Origin of the sequence: Microbispora sp. NPDC046973, from assembly GCF_040644495.1 — a bacterium.
GTDB lineage: Bacteria > Actinomycetota > Actinomycetes > Streptosporangiales > Streptosporangiaceae > Microbispora.
Genome location: NZ_JBEYWQ010000060.1, coordinates 1 through 20,201, shown reverse-complemented (window position 1 = coordinate 20,201; position 20,201 = coordinate 1). Strand labels below are relative to the sequence as shown.

The 20,201-nt window shown below is 71.7% G+C and carries 19 protein-coding genes; 13 read left to right on the top strand and 6 right to left on the bottom strand.

Translation table 11 applies throughout. From position 1 onward, the window contains the following. The first annotated feature begins 226 nt into the window (after nucleotides 1-226). From ABZ860_RS42170 to ABZ860_RS42160, 3 genes are read left to right on the top strand one after another with little or no spacing between them, the layout of a single operon-like run. Nucleotides 227-472 (top strand): hypothetical protein, encoded by a 246-nt coding sequence (locus ABZ860_RS42170; protein ID WP_357232258.1) that lies wholly within the window; start codon nucleotides 227-229, stop codon nucleotides 470-472. A gap of 5 nt (nucleotides 473-477) precedes the next feature. Next, nucleotides 478-1,035, top strand: coding sequence for a dihydrofolate reductase family protein (locus ABZ860_RS42165; protein ID WP_357232255.1), 558 nt, complete (start codon nucleotides 478-480; stop codon nucleotides 1,033-1,035). Between the two features lie 40 nt (nucleotides 1,036-1,075). Then, complete coding sequence (locus tag ABZ860_RS42160; protein ID WP_357232252.1) at nucleotides 1,076-1,585, top strand: DinB family protein; 510 nt, start codon at nucleotides 1,076-1,078, stop codon at nucleotides 1,583-1,585. Between the two features lie 18 nt (nucleotides 1,586-1,603). Here the strand turns inward: ABZ860_RS42160 and ABZ860_RS42155 are convergent, their stop codons facing one another. Next, entirely contained in the window at nucleotides 1,604-2,908 is a 1,305-nt protein-coding gene (locus ABZ860_RS42155; protein WP_357232249.1) for a site-2 protease family protein, read from the bottom strand. 190 nt (nucleotides 2,909-3,098) lie between these two features. Here ABZ860_RS42155 and ABZ860_RS42150 point away from each other — a divergent pair, with 190 nt between their 5' ends. Beyond that, nucleotides 3,099-3,704 carry a response regulator transcription factor gene (locus ABZ860_RS42150; RefSeq protein ID WP_357232246.1) on the top strand — a complete coding sequence of 202 codons (606 nt, stop codon included), beginning with the start codon at nucleotides 3,099-3,101 and terminating at the stop codon, nucleotides 3,702-3,704. Between the two features lie 4 nt (nucleotides 3,705-3,708). Here ABZ860_RS42150 and ABZ860_RS42145 read toward each other — a convergent pair whose 3' ends face one another. Continuing rightward, entirely contained in the window at nucleotides 3,709-4,821 is a 1,113-nt protein-coding gene (locus ABZ860_RS42145) for a PP2C family protein-serine/threonine phosphatase (RefSeq protein WP_357232243.1), read from the bottom strand. 116 nt (nucleotides 4,822-4,937) lie between these two features. Between ABZ860_RS42145 and ABZ860_RS42140 the strand changes: the two genes are divergently transcribed. Together ABZ860_RS42140 and ABZ860_RS42135 are read left to right on the top strand one after the other, a co-directional pair. Continuing rightward, on the top strand, nucleotides 4,938-6,167 hold the full coding sequence (locus ABZ860_RS42140; RefSeq protein ID WP_357232240.1) for a GNAT family N-acetyltransferase: 1,230 nt from the start codon (nucleotides 4,938-4,940) through the stop codon (nucleotides 6,165-6,167). Nucleotides 6,168-6,204: 37 nt separating this feature from the next. Then, nucleotides 6,205-6,378: a hypothetical protein gene (locus tag ABZ860_RS42135; protein ID WP_357232237.1), complete on the top strand. Its 174-nt coding sequence runs from the start codon at nucleotides 6,205-6,207 to the stop codon at nucleotides 6,376-6,378. A gap of 18 nt (nucleotides 6,379-6,396) precedes the next feature. On the opposite strand, the gene ABZ860_RS42130 is transcribed toward ABZ860_RS42135, so the two are convergent. After that, nucleotides 6,397-6,867, bottom strand: a complete 471-nt coding sequence (locus ABZ860_RS42130; RefSeq protein ID WP_139576480.1) for a ribose-5-phosphate isomerase — start codon at nucleotides 6,865-6,867, stop codon at nucleotides 6,397-6,399. A gap of 107 nt (nucleotides 6,868-6,974) precedes the next feature. Between ABZ860_RS42130 and def the strand changes: the two genes are divergently transcribed. Further along, complete coding sequence (gene def / locus ABZ860_RS42125; protein WP_357232233.1) at nucleotides 6,975-7,463, top strand: peptide deformylase; 489 nt, start codon at nucleotides 6,975-6,977, stop codon at nucleotides 7,461-7,463. A gap of 4 nt (nucleotides 7,464-7,467) precedes the next feature. On the opposite strand, the gene ABZ860_RS42120 is transcribed toward def, so the two are convergent. Together ABZ860_RS42120 and ABZ860_RS42115 are read right to left on the bottom strand one after the other, a co-directional pair. Next, the gene (locus ABZ860_RS42120; RefSeq protein WP_357232261.1) at nucleotides 7,468-8,874 is read right to left on the bottom strand and encodes an aldehyde dehydrogenase family protein; all 1,407 of its coding nucleotides are present in this window, start codon (nucleotides 8,872-8,874) and stop codon (nucleotides 7,468-7,470) included. Nucleotides 8,875-8,969: 95 nt separating this feature from the next. Beyond that, nucleotides 8,970-9,578 carry a DsbA family protein gene (locus ABZ860_RS42115; RefSeq protein WP_357232230.1) on the bottom strand — a complete coding sequence of 203 codons (609 nt, stop codon included), beginning with the start codon at nucleotides 9,576-9,578 and terminating at the stop codon, nucleotides 8,970-8,972. A gap of 182 nt (nucleotides 9,579-9,760) precedes the next feature. On the opposite strand from ABZ860_RS42115, the gene pepN reads away from it, so the two are divergent. The 4 genes from pepN to ABZ860_RS42095 all read left to right on the top strand — a co-directional run bounded on the left by pepN (nucleotide 9,761) and on the right by ABZ860_RS42095 (nucleotide 15,609). Beyond that, the gene (pepN, locus tag ABZ860_RS42110) at nucleotides 9,761-12,337 is read left to right on the top strand and encodes an aminopeptidase N (protein ID WP_357232228.1); all 2,577 of its coding nucleotides are present in this window, start codon (nucleotides 9,761-9,763) and stop codon (nucleotides 12,335-12,337) included. Nucleotides 12,338-12,598: 261 nt separating this feature from the next. Then, a complete protein-coding gene (locus tag ABZ860_RS42105; RefSeq protein ID WP_357232225.1) occupies nucleotides 12,599-13,150 on the top strand; it encodes a LemA family protein in 552 nt (183 codons plus the stop codon). Nucleotides 13,151-13,152: 2 nt separating this feature from the next. Continuing rightward, nucleotides 13,153-14,628 (top strand): hypothetical protein, encoded by a 1,476-nt coding sequence (locus tag ABZ860_RS42100; protein ID WP_357232222.1) that lies wholly within the window; start codon nucleotides 13,153-13,155, stop codon nucleotides 14,626-14,628. A gap of 9 nt (nucleotides 14,629-14,637) precedes the next feature. Beyond that, entirely contained in the window at nucleotides 14,638-15,609 is a 972-nt protein-coding gene (locus ABZ860_RS42095; protein WP_357232219.1) for a hypothetical protein, read from the top strand. A 3-nt stretch (nucleotides 15,610-15,612) separates the two neighbouring features. Here ABZ860_RS42095 and ABZ860_RS42090 read toward each other — a convergent pair whose 3' ends face one another. Beyond that, nucleotides 15,613-17,040: an amidase gene (locus tag ABZ860_RS42090; protein WP_357232216.1), complete on the bottom strand. Its 1,428-nt coding sequence runs from the start codon at nucleotides 17,038-17,040 to the stop codon at nucleotides 15,613-15,615. A gap of 195 nt (nucleotides 17,041-17,235) precedes the next feature. Between ABZ860_RS42090 and ABZ860_RS42085 the strand changes: the two genes are divergently transcribed. Next, nucleotides 17,236-18,015, top strand: a complete 780-nt coding sequence (locus ABZ860_RS42085; RefSeq protein ID WP_357232213.1) for a nuclease-related domain-containing protein — start codon at nucleotides 17,236-17,238, stop codon at nucleotides 18,013-18,015. 91 nt (nucleotides 18,016-18,106) lie between these two features. Further along, entirely contained in the window at nucleotides 18,107-19,945 is a 1,839-nt protein-coding gene (gene ilvD, locus ABZ860_RS42080; protein WP_357232210.1) for a dihydroxy-acid dehydratase, read from the top strand. The last annotated feature ends 256 nt before the right edge of the window (nucleotides 19,946-20,201 follow it).

The following is a 20,201-nucleotide window of genomic DNA, read 5'->3' as shown; positions in this document are numbered from 1 at the left end:
TCGGCCGCGGCCGCGGCCGGCCCCCCCCCGGGGCCCCCCGGCCTGCCCCCCCCCCCCCGCCGGTGGCGGTGACCGGGGAGAGCACGTTCTTCCAGCCGCCGACGTGCTGGAGCAGGTGGAGCTCGGTGACATCGCCGAGGTCGGAGCCGGCGGGGGTGCTCAGCCCCAGCATGGGCGCCACCTTTGCGGATAGAGCCGGCTGACGCGACGGCCCTACGATCAGGCCATGCGTACCGCGTATCAAGAGGCGCTGGTGATGATCGGCTACGTGCTGGGCATGGTCGTCACGCCTGTCGTCGGCAAATGGGCGAGTGGCCGGGTCGGCGGGAGGCTGCTCGACGAGGCCATGCTCACGTGCACAGCGTTGTTCGAGGTCGCGTTCCTCTTCGGCCTCGCCCGGCTCCTCTTCCGAGGGTCGCGCCGGCTCGCCGGCGCCTCCGCGAGGCGCCGGCGGACCCGGAAAGCGGGGTGACCGCCGTGGGTGAACTCATCGCGGACCTGTTCGTGTCGGTGGACGGCTTCGCCGCCGGCGTGGACGTGGGGCCGTTCTTCGGCTACTCGGGTCCCGACCTCGACGCCTGGATACGCGAGGCGACCGGGCAGCCGCAGCTGATGCTCATGGGGCGCGTCACCTACGAGGCGCTGGCGGCCATCTCGTCCTCGGCCACCGACGAGGCGAGCACCCGGATGAACGACGTGCCGAAGGCCGTCGTCTCCGACACCCTGCGAGAGCCGCTCGCCTGGGAGAACACCCGGCTCGTACGCGGCGATCTCGCCGAGCGGATCACGGCGCTCAAGCAGGAGTCGGACGTGCCGCTGCGCTCGATCGGCAGCCTGACGCTGGTCAGAAGCCTGCTGGAGCTGGGGTTGGTCGACCGGCTCCGGTTGATGGTCTTCCCGCTCACGCTGGGCGGCGACGGCCGGGAGCCCGCTTACGCCGGATACCCCCGGACCGGGCTGGAACTGGCCCGCACGAGGGTCCTCGACTCGCGCGTCGTCCTGCTCGAATACCGGCCGGGTGATTCCGGGCGCTAATTGACGTGACTGTGCGCCGGAGCCGGGGCAGGATGCCGGGATGACCGACACACGTATCGATCCCCCTGTCGCCGCGGACGAGCGCGCGATGCTGCGCGCCTGGCTGGACTGGCACCGTGAGACCCTCGCCGTGAAGTGCCGGGGACTCACGGAGGAGCAGCTGCGGCTGCGCTCCGTGCCGCCCTCCAGCATGTCGCTGCTCGGCCTCGTACGGCACATGGCCGACGTCGAGCGATCCTGGTTCCGGCGACGGCTGAACGGCGAGGATCTCGACGGCATCTACTACAGCGACGACGACCCGGACGGCGAGTTCGACAACGTGGACACCGCGTCCGCGGAGGAGGCCTTCGCGACCTGGCATGCGGAGATCCAGCACGCGCGGGCGGCCGAGGAGGCCTGCGCCGACCTGGACGCGATGACGAAGGCGGACCGTCAGGGCGTCCACTACTCGCTGCGCTGGATCATGTGCCACATGATCGAGGAGTACGCCCGCCACAACGGCCACGCCGATCTGCTGCGCGAGCGCATCGACGGGGCGACGGGCGAGTAGCCCTCTGCCCGGCGGGGCTCAGCCGGACAGGCGGACCGGGTTGACGAGGTCGGCGTAGATGAGAAGGCCGCCCATGACGACCAGCAGGGCCGCCATGACGTACGTCAGCGGGAGCGCCTTGGCCACGTCCACGTAACCGGGGGCGGGCCGGCGGCGCACCCGCGCGAAGGCCCGCTTGACGCCCTCCCACAGCCCGCCGGCGATGTGACCGCCGTCCAGCGGCAGCAGCGGGATCAGGTTGAACATGCCCACGGCGAGGTTCAGCCCGGCCAGCAGGTTGATGAAGATTTCGATCTTGTTTTCGACCGAGAGGTCGGAGGCGGCGATCTCACCGCCGATGCGGCCCGCCCCGACGATGCCGATCGGCCCGTTCGGGTCGCGCTTCTCGCCCGAGAACGCGGCGTTCCACACGCCGACCATCTTCTTGGGGATGTTGACCATTGCGGCGGCGGTGCGCTCGGTCAGGTCCCACATCTGCCCGACGACGTAGCCGGGGCCCTTCTTCTCGACGACGGTCGTCGGGCTCACGCCCAGGAAGCCGACGTTCTTCTCGATTTTGTCGGGGTCGGTCAGCGAGGGCATGTCCTGCGCGATCAGGTCGACCTTCACGTCGGTCCGCTGCCCGCCCCGCTCGATGCCGAGCGTCGTGACCCCCGCGCCGTGCTCCCGGATCAGCCGCTGCGCGCTCTCCCAGTCGGGAACCGGCGTGCCGCCGATGGCGACGATGTGGTCGCCGGGCCGCAGGCCCGCCTTGGCGGCGGGCGTCAGGGGGTCGCTGTCCCGGCAGTCGCGGTGGTTCGCCTCGGCGGCGGGGATGGCGCACTTGGACACCGAGGACACGACAGGCGTCAGCTCGCGCACGCCGAACCCCATCATCACGACCGCGAACAGCACGAACGCGAGCACGAAGTTCATCGCCGGGCCGCCGGTCATGATGATGACCTTCTGCCACCAGGGCTTGCGGTAGAAGACCCGGTTCTCGTCGCCCGGCCGGATCTCCTCGGACGCGACCGCCCGTGCGTTCTCGATCAGGCCCTGCCAGGGACCGGTGGAGACGCTGCGCAGCCTGCCGGGCTCGTCGGAGGGGCGCGGCGGCAGCATGCCGATCATGCGGATGTAGCCGCCGAGCGGGATCCACTTCACGCCGTACTCGGTCTCGCCCCGCCGGCGTGACCACATCGTGGGCCCGAAGCCGACCATGTACTGGGTCACGCGGACGCCGAAGAGCTTGGCAGGCACGAGGTGCCCGATCTCGTGAAGCGCGATGGAGACCAGCAGACCGACGAAGAGGATCACGAACCCGGCCACGAAGAGCCAGCTCATCAGCGCGTACCCCCGAATCGGAGAAGGTGCCCTGGCAGACGAAGCACCCTTCGAGCGTAGCCCACGCGTACGAGGGCGAAGACTTTTCCGGCGCGGGTTCGGCTTGCCCGTGTGTGACCGATTGGGGACACTTCGTTGACAGTACGCAATTGGTCGATCACCCTTTGAGAGACGTCCTGAGGGGAGAATCTTGATCCGGATCCTGGTGGCCGAACACCTTCCGTTGGTACGGCGAGGCCTGGTCGCGTCCCTCGACGGAGAGGACGACCTGCGGGTGGTCGCGGACGTCGGGTCGGGCGAGGACATCGTGCCCGCGGCCCTGGACGTGCGGCCGGACGCCGCCGTCATCGACGCGGACCTGCCCGGAGTGGACGGGCTCACCGCGGCCGCGCGGCTGGGAGAGAAGGCGCCGCGCTGCCGCGTGATGCTGCTGTCGGCGCAGCCCAGCCCGGGTCACGTGAAGCGGGCCTTCGCGGCGGGCGTCCTCGGCTACCTGAGCATCGAGGTGGCCCCCGAGCATCTCGCCGACGGCATCCGCCGGATGGCCGCCGGACGCCGGGTCGTCGACTCCGAGCTGGCCGTCGCCGCGCTGGAGGCCGCCGACTGCCCGCTGACGCCGAGGGAGCACGAGGTGCTGCGGCTCGCGGCGGGGGGCGCGCGCTCCAAGGACATCGCCGCCGACCTGGGCCTGTCCGTCGGCACCGTGCGCAATCACCTGTCGCGCATCCTCGTCAAGACCGGAGGGCGCAACCGCGTCGACGCCGTGAGGATCGCCACCGACTCCGGCTGGCTGTAGGGACTCAGGGGCGCCAGATCAGGACGAGCGCGCAGTCGTCGTTGTGGCCGGAGGACATCGACTGGACGAGCTGCCGTGCCTTGTCGCGGAATCCCGACGGCAGCAGCCGCTCGGCCTCGCCCAGCAACCGGTCGAGCCCGGCGTCGATGTCCCGGCCGGGCTGCTCGATCAGCCCGTCGGTGAACAGCATGAGCGCGTCGCCCTTGCGCAGCACCCCGCTGTCGGTCTCGCAGGCCAGGTCGGGCACCACGCCGAGCACGACGCCCTTCGCCGTGGAGACCCGCCACGTGCCCGAGCCGGAGTCGAACCGGACCACGGGCGGGTGCCCGGCCGAGGTGATGGTGTACTCCCCCGTGGACAGGTCGAGCTCCAGGTGGACGGCCGTGACGAACCCCTCGTCGCCGAGCTGGCGGTGCAGGTAGGAGTTGCACGCCACGAGGAAGTCGTCCACCGAGCCGAGCAGGCCGCCGAAGGTGCCCGACAGCATGAGCGCGCGGGTTCCCGCGTCCACGCCCTTGCCGGACACGTCGACGACCGCCACCTGGACCCGGTCGCCCTCCCGCATCGAGACGACGAAGTCGCCGCCGAACGACGATCCCCCGGCCTGCTTCAGCACCACCTTGCCGCCCCAGTCCTTGGGCAGCGGCGGCAGCTCGCTCTGCCGCTTGAGCCGGTCGCGCAGCTCCAGCAGCATCGCGTCGCCGCGCAGGCCCTGAACGCCGAGCTTGCCCCGCGTCCGCGCCATCATCCAGGCCAGCACGGCGGTGAAGGCCATCGTGATCAGCAGGCCGGGGCCGACGCTGAGCACTCCCCTGATCGGTCCCATGTACGCCAGGGACGCCACGACCACGCACAGCAGGATCGCGAGGCTGCGCAGCCGGAGCTGGAGGCCGCCGATCAGCGTGAAGAGGATCAGCAGCGAGGGCGAGAACCAGTACGGCGACACCTCCGCGTCGAGCACGCCGATCACGACGGTGAGCACGACGAGAGCGATGAGGAGGTACCGGTCCTTCGACCAGACTTTCCTGACAAAACGAACCAACGGCACCAGGAGCGGCACGCGCGCCAGGAGCGCGCGCAGCCGAGGAGGGATCAGCGGCGCCGGACGGGAAGTCATGATGGCCTCGACTGTATCCGGACATCCCAGGTGGCGGCACCTGCTTGACCAACGTCTAGATCATCCGGCACGGATATTGGGTCGCCCGCGGGGCGGCCCGCTTCTACGGTGATCTGGTGAGCATCACCGTGCGCCCCATCGAGGATTCCGAGTGGCCGGCATTCGTCGCCGTCGACTACGAGGCGTTCAGCGCGACCTATCCGCTGGAGATCGCCGACCGCTGGCGCGAGGTCATGGAGATCGACCGCCTGCTGGCCGCCTTCGACGGCGACCTGATGGTCGGCTGCGCCGGCGCGCTGTCGTTCGAGATGACGGTCCCCGGCGGGCCGATCCCCGTGGCCGGTGTCACGTCGGTGGGTGTGCTCCCCTCGCATCGCCGCCGCGGCGTGCTGACCGCGCTGATGACCCGGCAGCTGCACGGCCTGCACGAGGACGGGCGTGAGGCCGTCGCCGCGCTCTACGCCAGCCAGGCGGGCATCTACGGGCGCTTCGGGTACGGCAGGGCCGCCGACACCCTGTCCTTCCGCATCCCCACCCACAGCTCCGCCTTCACGCGCTCGGCCCCCGCCGATCCCGCGCTGCGCCTGCGCGTGGCAGGCCCCGCCGACGCGCTGGCCGGCCTTCAGCGGGTCTACGACGCCGTACGGCCCGGCCGCCCCGGCCTCTACGCGCGTTCGGAGGCGTACTGGCGGACCGAGATCCTCCCGGACACCGAACACGACCGGGGCGGGATGGGCCCGTTGCGCTGCCTGATCGCGGAGGACGCGACGGGGGCGCGCGGCTACGCGCTGTTCCGGGCGAAGGCCGACTGGAACGCGCACGCCGTGCCGGACGGGGAGGTCCGGCTCCTGGAGCTGATGGCCTCCGATCCCGCGGCGTACGCGCTGGTCTGGCGCGGCGTCCTCGACCGGGACCTGTGCTCGGTCGTCCACGCCGGCCGGCGGCCGGTGGACGACCCGATCATGCACCTGCTGGCCGAACCCCGCCAGCTCAACGCGGCCTGGTTCGACGACCTGTGGATCCGCCTGGTGGACGTGGACCGGGCCCTGGTCTCCCGCGCCTACGCGGCCCCGGCCGACCTCGTGCTGGAGATCCAGGACGAGGTCTGCCCGTGGAACGCCGGCCGCCGGCGCCTCGTCACCGACAAGGCGTCCTGCGAACCGACCGGCGCGCCCGCCGACCTCACGCTGCCGATCGACGTGCTGGGCGCGGCGTACCTCGGCGGGCGGCCCCTGCGGGCGGCGGCGGACGCCGGGCTGGTGCGGGAGCACCGGCCGGGGGCCCTGCGGGAGCTGTCGGCCGCGATGACGTGGGACCCCGCCCCTTGGGGCTGCCGGGTGTTCTGAGACGCGCCGCCGACGGCCGGAGCGTAGGCTTCAGGACATGGCGCTGCAGAGTTTGCAGATCACCGCGATCACGGCCATGCGGGCCCGGGACGTGTCCCGGCCGACGCCCGAGCAGCAGGAGGCCGCCGACGAGCGGCCGCTGCGCGACGAGACGCCCCGGCGGGAGCCCCGCCGGGGCCGGGACAGAGACAGAGACAGAGACAGCCGCTAGAGGTACCGCCGGAGGTGCTCAGGCGGGCAGCGGCGGCAGTTCGCCGGTGGTCTCGTAGTCGGCGAGCTGGCGGATCCGCCGGGCGTGCCGCTCGGCCCCCGAGAACGGCGTGGCCAGGAAGAGCCCGACGAACCGCGCGGCCTCCTCCGGCGTGTGCTGCCGGGCGCCCAGGCTGATCACGTTGGCGTCGTTGTGCTCGCGGGCCAGCTTCGCGGTGTCCTCGTTCCAGGCGAGGGCCGCGCGCACCCCCCGCACCTTGTTGGCGGCGATCTGCTCGCCGTTCCCCGAGCCGCCGATCACCACCCCGAGGCTGCCGGCGTCGCCGGCCACGCCCTGGGCGGCGCGCAGCACGAACGGCGGGTAGTCGTCCTCCGCGTCGTAGACGTGGGGGCCGCAGTCCTCCACCTCGTGGCCCTGCTCCTTCAGCCAGGAGACCAGGTGATTCTTCAGCTCGTAGCCGGCATGGTCGGCACCGATGTAGACACGCACGGCACAAGTTTCCCAGAAGGCCTCTGGCGGAGACGACCCCGGGCTCCACTAAAGTAATAGCCAAGACGGGCCTCCGTCCCTTACACCTCCGGCCTGACAGGAGTGTCATGCGCGAGCTTCGTTACGTCGGCGACCCGGTCCTGCGCACCCCCGCAGAACCGGTGACGGACTTCGACCGCGAACTGCGCCGGCTGATCGACGAGATGTTCGCGGTGATGTACCAGGCCGACGGCGTCGGGCTCGCGGGGCCGCAGATCGGCGTGGGCCGGCGGCTGTTCGTCTACGACATCAGCAACCGCAAGGGCCACGTGATCAACCCGGAGCTGACGATCGACGACCCCGAGGAGGTCGTCGAGGAGGAGGGCTGCCTGTCGGTGCCCGGCAAGGAGACCGGCAAGCCGCTGTACGCCCCGACCCCCCGCGCCGCCGGGGTCACCCTGCGCGGGGTCGACAAGCTCGGCCGGCCCGTCACCGTCAAGGCCCGGGGCATGCTCGCCCGGTGCTTCCAGCACGAGTTCGACCACCTCGAGGGCACGCTGTACGTCGACCGGCTGGGCAAGGACGAGCGCCGCAGGATCCTCCTGCAGGCGCCCTGACGTCCTACAGCTGGATGGCCTTGACCTCCAGGAACTCCTCCAGGCCGAACTCGCCGAGCTCGCGGCCGATCCCGGAGTGCTTGTAGCCGCCGAACGGCGCCATCGCGTTGAACCGGCCGCCGTTCACGGCCACCTGCCCGGTGCGCAGGCGGCGCGCGACCGCGAGCGCCTTGTCCTCGGTGGCCGCCCACACCGCCCCCGACAGCCCGTACGGCGTGCCGTTGGCGATCTCGACGGCCTCGTTCTCCGACGCGAACGGGATGATCGACAGCACCGGGCCGAAGATCTCCTCCTGCTCGATCGACATGCCGGGCGAGACGCCGGCGAAGATCGCGGGCTCGACGTAGTAGCCCCGTTCCATGGGGTTGTCGGTCCCGCCGAGCACGAGGCGGGCGCCCTCCTCCTGGCCGCGGTTGATGTACCTGACGACCCGGTCGCGCTGGGCGGCGGACACCAGGGGCCCGAGGCGGGTGCCCTCGGCGAACGGGTCGCCGGGGACGTAGGCGCCGGCCGCCTCCACGGCGAGGCGCACGGCGTCGTCGTACTGGTCCCAGTGGACGAGCATCCGGGTCAGCGCCGAACAGGTCTGGCCGGAGTTGAGGTAGGCGCCCGCGACCCCGTTCTTCACCGCCTTCTCCAGGTCGGCGCCGGGGAGGATGATGTTCGCCGACTTGCCGCCCAGCTCCAGGGCCATCCGCTTGACCGTCTCGGCCGCGAGGGCCGCGACCCGGCGGCCGGCCCTGGTGGATCCGGTGAACGAGACCATGTCCACGTCCGGGTGGGCGGCGAGGGCCTCGCCGACCACCGGCCCGTGGCCGCTGACCATGTTGAACACGCCGGGCGGCAGCCCGATCTCGTGGAAGACGTCGGCCAGCGCGTACGCCGCGAGCGGCGCGACCTCGCTCGGCTTGAGCACGACGGTGCAACCGGCAGCGAGGGACGGGGCCACCTTGCACACCACCTGGTGGAGCGGGTAGTTCCACGGCGTGATCGCGCCGACGACGCCGACGGGCTCCCGCACGATGAGCGAGTTGCCCACGCGGCCGCCGTCGAACTCGTACCGCTTTGCGAGGTCGGCGTAGGAGGCCAGGACCTCGGCGGGCATCAGCGTCTGCACCTTCAGCGCGAGCGTGAGCGGGGCGCCCATGTCGGTGGCGATCGTGGCCGCGATCTCCTTGGCGCGCTCCTGCAGCAGCCCGGCCGCCGCCCCCAGGAACGCGGCGCGTTCCGCCGGTTCCAGGGCCGACCACGACGGGAAGGCGGCACGGGCGGCGGCGACGGCGGACTCGACGTCGGCGGGCGCCCCGGCGGGCACCCGGTCCACGACCTCCTCCGTCGCGGGGTTGACGACGTCGACGGCCTCGCGGGAGGAGGACGGGACCCAGGCTCCGTTCACGTAGAGGTGACGCATGTCACTCATCCTTGCGCCTCCGCTGTCAGATGGCGAGCCTTGCAGCGGAAACCTTTCCGGTCGGTTCGCGCGCGGGTGAAGGAGCCTGTGAAGTCTCAGGTGAAGATCGGGTCGCGGGTCCTCGACCTCTTCAGCTCGAAGAAGCCGTCGGTGCCGGCGACGAGCAGGACGCCGTCCCACAGGCGGGCGGCGGCCTCGCCCCTGGGGATGGGCGACACGACGGGGCCGAAGAACGCCGTGCCCTCGACGGCGATGACCGGCGTGCCGACCTCCTGGCCGACCAGGTCGATGCCCTCGCCGTGCGAGCGCCGGATCGCCTCGTCGTACTCCTCCGAGTCGCGGGCGGCCACCAGCGCGGGGTCGAGCCCGGCGGCGGTGAGGGCCTCGGCGATCGTGTCCCGGTCCTGCTCGCGCCCCTCGTCGTGGAAGCGCCTGCCGATCTCGGTGTAGAGGCCGCCGAGGACCTCCTCGCCGTACTTGTCCGCGGCGGCGGCCAGCACCCGTACGGCCCCGAGCGTCCGCCTCGTCCGCTCGCGGTAGTCGTCGGGGATGTCCTTGTCCTCGTTCAGCACCGCCAGGCTCATGATGTGCCAGCGCACGTCGACGGGACGGAGCGCGGCCACCTCGTGGATCCAGCGTGAAGTGATCCACGCCCAGGGGCAGGCGGGGTCGAACCAGAAATCGACAAGCTTTCGGTCGGACACTGTGACACCCTCTCGAACGGACTATGGTTCCCTCGGTCGTCAACCCGGGCAGGAATTCTCCTATTCCAGGTAGGAGCGATCTCGAATCCGCCTTGTCGCCGCGGCGTGGCAGGATTCATGCAATCCCTGACGCGACGGGGCGGCGGGGATCGGGGGCGTTGATCATGCGATGAGGAGCGGGTGTGGCAGGGAATCTGACACGGGACGAGGCTCGGGAGCGTGCTCGGTTGCTCTCCGTCCAGTCCTACCAGGTCGAACTCGACCTGACGGAGGGCGAGGAGCGGTTCGAGAGCGTCACGACGGTCTACTTCACGTCGGACCGCGAGGGGGCGGACACGTTCATCGACCTCCACGGCGCGCACGTGCGGAAGGTCGTACTCAACGGCAGGGAGCTGGACGTCAGCGCCTACGACGCCGAGAAGGGCCGCATCCCGCTGCCGGGGCTGGCCGCGCACAACGAGCTGCGCGTGGACGCCGACTGCTCCTACATGCGCACCGGTGAGGGGCTGCACCGCTTCGTCGACCCCGTGGACCAGCAGGTCTACCTGCACAGCCAGTTCGAGACGGCCGACGCGCACCGGATGTACGCCTGCTTCGACCAGCCGGACCTCAAGGCGACCTTCGAGCTGACCGTCCTCGCCCCCGGCGACTGGGAGGTGGTGTCCAACGCCGCCCCCGACGCGGTCGAGGCGCTGGAGGAGCACCGCGGGCGGCACGGCACGCTGCAGGCCGCCAAGCGCTGGCACTTCCCGCCGACCCCCGTCATGTCGACGTACATCACGGCCCTCATCGCCGGGCCGTACGCGGTCGTGCGCGACGAGCACGACGGGATCCCGCTCGGGATCTACGTGCGGCGCTCGCTCGCGCAGTACCTCGACCCCGAGAACATCTTCGAGGTCACCAAGCAGGGCTTCGACTTCTTCCACCGCGTCTTCGGCCTGCGCTACCCCTTCGGCAAGTACGACCAGCTGTTCGTGCCGGAGTTCAACGCGGGCGCCATGGAGAACGCGGGCGCGGTGACGTTCCTGGAGGACTACGTCTTCCGCTCGCGCGTGACCGACGCGCTCATCGAGCGCCGCGCGGAGACGATCCTGCACGAGATGGCGCACATGTGGTTCGGCGACCTCGTCACCATGCGCTGGTGGGACGACCTGTGGCTGAACGAGTCGTTCGCCACCTACATGTCCGTGCTGTGCCAGGCCGAGGCCACCCGGTGGGGCCAGGGCGCGTGGACGACGTTCGCCAACGTCGAGAAGGCCTGGGCCTACCGGCAGGACCAGCTGCCCTCCACCCACCCCATCGCCGCCGACATCCCGGACATGCAGGCCGTCGAGGTCAACTTCGACGGCATCACGTACGCCAAGGGCGCCTCGGTGCTCAAGCAGCTCGTCGCGTACGTGGGGCTCGACAACTTCCTCGCCGGGGTGCGCGACTACTTCAACGAGCACGCCTGGAAGAACACCACCCTGCAGGACCTGCTGTCGGCACTGGAGCGCACCTCCGGGCGCGACCTGTCGTCCTGGTCGAAGGAGTGGCTGGAGACCTCGGGCGTCAACACGCTGCGGCCGTCGTTCACCACCGACGACGAGGGCCGCTTCCTGAGCTTCGAGGTGCTGCAGGAGGCCACGCAGGAGCACCCGACGCTGCGCTCGCACCGGGTGGCCATCGGGCTGTACTCCATGCGCGACGGCGTGCTGACCAGGACCAAGCGGGTCGAGCTCGACATCGTCGGCGCGCGCACGGCCGTGCCCGAGCTGGTCGGCGAGGTCCAGCCCGACCTGGTGCTGGTGAACGACGACGACCTCACCTACGCCAAGATCCGGCTCGACGACCGGTCGCTGCGCACCCTCGTGGGCGGCGGGATCACCGCGTTCACCGAGTCGCTGCCCCGCGCGCTGTGCTGGTCGGCCGCCTGGGACATGACGCGGGACGCCGAGATGGCCACCCGCGACTACGTCAAGCTGGTCGTCTCCGGCATCGACTCGGTGCGCGACATGACCGTCCTGCAGACGGTGCTGCGCCAGGCCCGCCAGGCCGTGCAGCAGTACGCCGACCCGGCGTGGCGGGCCACCGGCCTGGCCGAGCTGGCCGGCGCGCTGCGCCGCCTCGTCGCGGCGGCCGAGCCGGGCTCGGACCACCAGCTCGCCTACGTCAACGCCCTCGCGGCGACCGCCACCTCCTCCGAGGACCTGGCGTTCCTCAAGGGCGTGCTCGACGGCACCGAGGTGCCCGAGGGCCTGGCCGTCGACGCCGACCTGCGCTGGACGCTCATCCAGGCGCTCGTGTCCGGCGGCGTCCTCGGCGCCGGTGACATCGACGCCGAGCTGGCCAGGGACGCCACGGCGACCGGCGAGCGCTCGGCCGCCACCAGCCGGGCCTCGATCCCGACCCCGGAGGCCAAGGCCGAGACCTGGGCGACGATCGTGGGAGGGAAGCTGAGCGGCGCGCTGCTGCGCGCCACGATCCTCGGCTTCGTGGACCCGCAGCACCCCGAGCTGCTGGAGCCGTACGCCGACCGGTACTTCGAGGAGGTCGGGCGGATCTGGAGCGAGTGGACCTCCGACATGGCGCAGAACTTCGCCATCGGCTGCTACCCCGCGCTGCTGATCCGTCCGGAGACCGTGGCCCGCACGCAGGACCACATCAGCGACAAGCAGCCGCCGCACGCGCTGCGGCGCCTGCTGCTCGAGGGCGCTGACGGCGTCAGCCGGGCCCTGCGCGCCCGGGCGCGGGACGCCTCCGCCTCAACCGAAGCCTGAACCGCCGACTGATCCGGCAGCCTGATCGGGCAGCCTGATCCGCTGCCGATTCGCGTTCGGCAGCACGAGCACGATCCCGAGGGCCCCGGCACACCGCCGGGGCCCTCCGGCGTGCCGGGGGACACGTGGCGGGAGCGCGTGAAAGCGCGGCGCAAGCCCGGTGCAAGGCACCGGCGGTGCGATGGGCGGGCCGGGTCGTTCGCCGGCCGTCGACAGGGCGGACGGGCCGGGACCATCGCCCGTGCAGGAGGCCCGATTGCCATGATCCCCATGATCGTCGTCCTCGCCGTCGTGGCCGTCCTCGTCGCGACGCTCGTCTCCGCCTACAACCGCCTCGTACGCGCCCGCAACAACGTCGACAACGCCTGGGCGCAGATCGACGTGCAGCTCAAGCGCCGCTACGACCTGATCCCCAACCTCGTGGAGACCGTCAAGGGCTACGCCGCCCACGAGCGGGCCACGCTCGAGGCCGTCGTCGCGGCGCGCTCCCGGGCCATCGGCGCCCGGGGCCCGCAGGAGCAGGCGGCGGCGGAGAACATGCTGTCCGGCGCCCTGAAGAGCCTGTTCGCCGTGGCCGAGGCCTACCCCGACCTCAAGGCGAGCGCCGGCTTCGCCGAGCTCCAGGAGGAGCTGGCCGCCACGGAGAACCGGATCGCCTACTCCCGGCAGTACTACAACGACGCCGTCCTGACCTACAACAACGCCATCCAGACGGTGCCCGCCAATCTCGTGGCCGGCATGACCGGCTTCGCGCCTCGCGAGTACTTCCAGGCGCCCGGCGAGGAGCGCGGCCCGGTGCGGGTCAGGTTCTGATCATGGGCCTCTGGATGGCCGCGGCGGCGGCGACCGGCCTGTGGCTGCTGCTCCTGCTCGCGCTCGCCGTGGCGACGAGGAACCCGGACGTCGAGCCGGGGCCGGCCACCGGGGCGCTCGCCGGGCAGTCCCCCGCGGTGGTCGACCTGATCACCGGACACTGGCGGCTGTGCGACGAGGCGGCCTCGGCCACCCTGCTCGACCTGGCCGCCAGGGGCGTCGTGGCCGTCGAGGAGATCGGCCCCGAGCTGTCCCTCGTACGGCTGCGTGGAGAGCCGGGCGACCTGAGGCCGTACGAGCGGCTCGTCTACGACCACGTGCGCGCGCTGGCCGTCGACGGCGTGGTGGCGACGGGAGCGCTGGCCGAGGGCTCGCGCGACCTGCGCCGGTGGTGGAAGAGCTTCCGCAAGAAGGTGATCGTCGAGGCGCGGGAGCAGGGCCTGTCGCGGCCGCGCTGGAGCAGGGCCCACGCGCTGCTCCTCGGCGCGGCGGCGGTCGTCCCCGCCGTGGCGATCGGCATCGCGGTCGCCGCCGACGACGCCCGTGCGAACCACGACGGCGGGCCGGGCGCGGCGATCGTGTCCTTCGCCCTGCTCGTGGCCGTGATGGGCAGGCTGAACGGGGAGCGCGGCACGGCCGAGGGGGCCAGGGCCGCCGCGCACTGGCTCGGCGTCCGCGAGCACCTGCGGGCGACCGGGCGGTTCGCCGAGCAGCCCGCCGCCTCGGTCACGATCTGGGGCCCCCACCTCGCGTACGCCGCCGCGCTCGGGCTAGCGCCGCTGGCCGTCAGGAGCCTTCCGGTCAGCACCCCCGCCGACGACAACCGGGCCTGGTCCGACTACGGCGGGATGTGGCACGTCGTGAACGTCCGCTACCCCTCACGCCTGCTGTGGGGCAGGCCGCCGGGGAGGACGATCCTGCGGGGCCTCGCGGCCGGCTGGTTCGCCGGGTTCTTCACCTGGATCCTCCTGGTGGTCGCCGCCGCGTTCGGCGTGTGGCCGGACGGGCTGGTCCTGCCCGCCGCCCTCACCGTTGGCCTGGCGGTCGCCGGTCTGCCGATCGTCTACGCGATCTCCGACCTCGGCGGCGCGGCGACCATCGAGGGCCGGATCGTCCGGCTGCGCCGCTTCCAGGACGGCAGCAAGGCGAACGACACCGCCAGGTGGACGTACTGGTGTGCGATCGACGAAGGGGGCTCCCGCGAGGTCAGGGCGATGTGCCTGAGCGAGGAGATGTGGCTCCCCCTGCGGGAGGGCGACAAGGTGCGGGCCGCGGCGGGGCGCAGGCTCGGCTGGATCAGGCGGATCGACGTGGTCGAGGGCTCGCGCCTGCGGGACGCCGCCGCCTACGACGACACCGGCGAGCATCTGGTGGACGCCCCGGAGAACCTCGGCGAGGTGCGCGTCCTGCCCGACCGCGCGCCGCGAGCGTCCGGCACCTGGAGCCGCACGGCGGATGACCGCCGGCGTCCTGAGTAAGGTCATCGGGTGCACTCAGCCCACGACCTGTTGATCGCCCTGGCCGGGAGGTACTCGTTCGGCGACGTCGGCGCGCTCGCGCCGGCCGTGCTCGGGGAGGGCGGGCGGGCGGCCCTGGTCGCGTCGGTCTGCGAGTTCGGCCAGCGGCTGCTCACCCTCGACGCGGAGGACTTCCACACCGAGATCGACGCCCAGACGGTGCCTTCCGACCTGCGCAGGCGCGCCCGCGCGTGCCACATGCCGCAGACGCCGAGGGAGCAGCCGCGCGGCGCGCTCGACTCGCTGCGGCCGGCGTACGCGCTGCTCCTCGAGGTCGTCGAGGCCCGCTGGCGGCGGCGCGAGCTCAGCTCGATGATCGCGGCCGTGCACATCTGCAGCGAGTATCTTCCGCTGCTCGCCTTCGAACCCGCGCTCGGCCACGCGGGCGACCCGGTTCGCTGGCCGGAGGGCCTGCGCGCCCCCGGCAGCCGGTTCGGGGTCATGCCCGACCGGGAGTGCGACCACACCAGGGCGGAGCGGTCGGCGGCCGAGCGGACGCTGCGGGTGGCCGTGGAGCCGCCCGCGGGCTGGCGGGCCTACTTCGACCGGCAGCACAGCCAGGTGGCGGGCGCACTCGCCACCTGCGCGGGCCGGTGCCGCACCCCCTGCCCCGCCCTCGACTGGGTGCCGGACCTCGACGGCCTGTCCGCCCGCTGCCGGATCGCGCTCGCGTTCGCCGAGACCCCGCTCGTGCGGCTGCGCCACGCCGCCCCGGTCGGCCACGGATTCGGCGTGCCGTCGCCGGAGGAGGTGCTGGAGGCGTGGGAGCGCAGCCGCGCCGCGCTGGCCAAGCACGAGGCGGCCGCCGCGGTCACCGCCGACGACGGCTTCCCCTTACCGGGACTTCCCGCCCTGTTCTCCGCCGTGGCGGCGGCTCCGGTGCGGCCGGCCACGCTGCTCGCCGACGTCTCGGCGTACGTCGTCGGACTGCTGCGGGGATAGCCGTCACCAGACCGGCGGCCTGCGATCCCCCCAGAAGCCGCCGACCGACGCCTCCACCTGGGACGACAGCGAGATGAGGGTTCCCTCGTCGCCGTACCTGCCCGCCAGCATGACGCCGATGGGGAGGCCGTCGGGGGTCCAGTAGAGCGGGAGGTTCACCGCGGGCTGGCCGCTCACGTTGTAGATGGCCGCGAAGGGCGCGAAGCGCATCATCCGCTCGAACGTCTCCTCGGGCGACTCGACGTCCTCGAACCAGCCCACGGGCACGGGCGGCTGGGTGACGGTCGGCGAGAGCACCGCGTCGTAGGCGTCCGTCACGAGCAGCGCGAACCGGGTGGCGAGCTGGAGCGTCGACTGCGCCTGGAGGAACTCGGGGGCCGAGATCGCGTGGCCGCGCTCGCGCAGCCACGCGGTGAGCGGGCGCAGCTTCGGCTCCAGCTCCTCCGCCACGGGGTGCATGCAGGAGAAGCTGAACCACATCTTGACGAACTCGGGCACCACGTCGGGGCCGAACGGCGGCGCGATCTCCTCCACCTCGTGGCCGAGCGACTCCAGCACCGCCGACGCGCTCTCGTACGCCGCGAGCACGTCGGGGTGGACCTCCGCGCCGGGCACGGCGGGGGTGGCGAACCTGGCGATCCGCAGCCGGCCCGGATCCCGTCCGACGTAGGCCGAGAACGACCCGAGCGCCGGCGCAGGGGCGTGGTAGAGGTCGCCGGGATTGTTGTGGGCCATGACGTCCAGCAGCGCCGCGGCGTCGGCGACGTTCCTGGCCAGCGGGCCGTTGGTCGACAGCCCCGCGAGGTCGGGCATGATCGGGGCCGCGGAGATGCGGCCGCGGCTGGGCTTGATGCCGTACAGGCCGCAGACGGAGGCGGGGATGCGGATCGAGCCCGCGCCGTCGCTGCCCTGCGCGGCGGGCGCGAGACCGGCCGCGACCGCGGCTCCCGCTCCCCCGCTCGACCCTCCGGCCGACCGCGTGGTGTCCCACGGCGTGCGGGTGGGCTCGTGCAGGTAGGTCTCGGTGTAGCAGGGCATGCCGAACTCGGGGGTGCTGGTCTTGCCCAGCATGATCGTGCCGGCGTCCCGCAGGCGCTCGACCACGCTGTCGTCCGCGGGCGCGACGAACCCCTCGTACGTGGCCGAGCCGAAGTGGAGCGGCACGTCCTTGACGAAGTTGAGGTCCTTGATCGGGATCGGCACGCCCAGCAGCGGGGGCAGGTCCTCCGTGTCGCCGGCGGCGAGCCGGGTTTCCTGCTCGCGCGCCTGGGCCAGGGCCCGGTCTGCGGTCACCGTGACGAACGCCCCCAGGCCCGGGTCGAGCCGCTCGATGCGCTCCAGGTAGTGCTCGGTGATTTCGACAGGAGAAAGTTCGCCCGTACGTACGGCTGCCGCCTGCTCAAGAGCGGTAAGATCGTGAATGTGCGCCACGCTACCGAACGGTAGGCCTCCGGGCCGCGGATATCTAGAGAAGATACCCGCACTTCCGCGCAACGAATCGGCTCAAGCAGGCCACAAAAGTATGAACCATCCAACACTAGGCAAGCCGCTGACGGCTCAACTACCGTGAGTGATGTGGATACCGGTCTAGCGCCAGAAGACGGTCACGATACGTCACCTATATGGGTGGGTGACCAATCGTCAGAGCAGGCGGAACGCCCTTCGGCGCCACCTGAGGCGCCGGCGTCTCCCACGTACGCTCCGGTCGAGCGCACGTCGCTGAGCAGCCTGTGGCAGGACACGCGATATCGCCACCTGCGCCGCCGGGCCGTGATCGCGGTCGCGGCGGGTGTGGTGTTCGGCGTGCTCTTCGCCAGCTGGCGGCTCGGGCTCACCGCGGCCATCCTCGCGTGCGTCGCCGACGCCGTCTACCGGGCGAGGACGGTCTCCTCCATCCCCGCGTGGCGGCGTGCCTCCGCGGCCGAGCGCCAGACGGAGGCCCAGCTCAAGAAGCTGGAGCGCAACGGGTACAAGACGCTGCACGCCCGCGCCATCCCCGGCAGCGAGGCGCAGATCGACCACCTGGTGGTCGGGCCCACCGGCGTGTACGCGGTGGACTCGGAGAAGTGGGACAAGCGGCTGCCCGTACGGGTCCAGTCGCACCGCAAGCTCTTCCACGGCCCGTTCAACCAGAAGCCGCGGCTCGACGAGGCCCGGTGGGAGGCGGCGCAGGCCAGCGACCTGATCAGCAAGGCGCTCGGCCGGGAGATCACCGTGGTGCCGTCCCTGGCCATCTACGGGCCGCCGATCCCATGGCGCATCCTCAACATCCGCGAGGTGGACGTCTTCTCCGGCGGGCTGGTGCGCAGGTGGATCACCAAGAGGGAGAGATCGCTCACCACCGCGGAGATCGACGCGATCTACCGGGCCGCCGAGCGCGTGCTTCCCGCGCGGTATCCCGAGTAGACACGTCCCGAGTCGTGGACAGCGGGTCTCGGCAGCCGGGCAGTGGTCGTACCATTTGAAGACTCAGTAGTCTCCGGATGGGGGTCCCTCGATGCCCGCTCTCAGGTCCCGCACTGTCACTCATGGCAGGAACATGGCCGGCGCCCGCGCGCTGCTCAGGGCCACGGGCGTAGCGGGCAGCGACCTCGGCAAGCCGATCGTCGCGGTGGCCAACAGCTTCACGCAGTTCGTGCCCGGCCACGTGCACCTGCGCGAGGTCGCCGAAGTGGTGGCCGGCGCGGTCCGCGAGGCGGGGGCCATCCCGCGCGAGTTCAACACGATCGCCGTGGACGACGGCATCGCGATGGGCCACGGCGGCATGCTCTACTCGCTGCCGTCCCGCGAGCTGATCGCCGACGCGGTCGAGTACATGGTCAACGCCCACTGCGCCGACGCGCTGGTCTGCGTCTCCAACTGCGACAAGATCACGCCCGGCATGCTGCTCGCCGCCTTCCGGCTCAACATTCCCACGATCTTCGTGTCCGGCGGCCCGATGGAGGCCGGCAAGATCCCCGGCCGCAAGCTCGACCTGATCGACCCGATGATCGCCTCCGCCGACGCGAGCGTGTCGGACGCCGACCTCCTGGAGATGGAGGAGAACGCCTGCCCGACCTGCGGGTCCTGCAGCGGCATGTTCACCGCCAACTCCATGAACTGCCTCGCCGAGGCGATCGGCCTGGCTCTGCCCGGCAACGGCACCACGCTGGCGACGCACAAGGCCCGCAAGACCCTGTTCGAGGACGCGGGACGGCAGATCGTCGACCTCGCCCGGCGCTACTACGAGGACGACGACGAGTCGGTCCTGCCGAGGAGCATCGCCACCCGCGAGGCGTTCGAGAACGCGATGGCCCTCGACGTCGCCATGGGCGGATCGACCAACACGATCCTCCACATCCTGGCCGCCGCCCGCGAGGCGGGCGTCGACTTCGGGCTCAAGGAGATCAACGAGCTGTCGCTGCGGGTGCCCTGCCTGTGCAAGGTCGCCCCGGCCACGATGAAGTACCACGTCGAGGACGTGCACCGGGCGGGCGGCATCCCCGGCATCCTGGGCGAGCTGGACCGGGCCGGTCTGCTCCACCGCGACCTGCCGACGGTCCACTCCGCCTCCATCGCCGAGTACATCGCCAAGTGGGACCCGAAGTCCCCCGAGGTCACCGACGAGGCCCTGGAGCTGTGGCACGCCGCCCCCGGCAACGTGCGCACGGTGAAGGCCTACTCGCAGGACGCCCGCTGGGAGTCGCTCGACCTCGACCGCGCCGAGGGCTGCATCCGCGATCTCGACCACGCGTACACGAAGGACGGCGGCCTCGCCGTGCTGTACGGGAACATCGCGCAGGACGGTTGCGTGGTCAAGACGGCCGGCGTGGACGAGTCGATCTGGCGCTTCTCCGGTCCCGCCGTCGTGTTCGAGTCCCAGGAGGACGCCGTCGACGGCATCCTCGGCAACCGGGTCAAGCCCGGTGACGTGGTCGTCATCCGCTACGAGGGCCCCAAGGGCGGTCCGGGCATGCAGGAGATGCTCTACCCGACGAGCTTCCTCAAGGGCAAGGGCCTGGGCAAGGCGTGCGCGCTGATCACCGACGGCCGCTTCTCGGGCGGCACGTCGGGCCTGTCCATCGGCCACGCCTCCCCCGAGGCCGCCGAGGGCGGCACGATGGCCCTGATCGAGGACGGCGACATCATCGAGATCGACATCCCGGGCCGCTCGATCGAGCTCAAGGTGGCCGAGGACGTGCTGGCCGCCCGCCGCGAGCGACTGCTGGCCGACCTCGGCGGCTACCGGCCGCGCGACCGGCAGCGTCCGGTGTCGGCCGCCCTGCAGGCGTACGCCGCGCTGACCACCTCGGCCTCGACCGGCGCGTCCCGCGACCTGTCCCAGCTCTCCCGCTAGGGAGTGTCTGACAAATGCTGCCCGTCGCGAGCGTGGATCCAGGTGGATGCATCGCAAGGCGGAGGAGGAGCCGATAACAGCGTTATCGGCGACCTTCCCGGGCCCCGCGGAAATCCCGAGCCTGCGAGGGATTTTCGCGGGTGGGGCGACAACGCAGCGAGGCGCCGCCTGGGCCACGCGCAGCAGGGCCATGATTTGTCAGACACGACCTAAGGTCGTGTGGGGCCGCCTCCCCGGAGGCGGCCCCCCGGGTTCC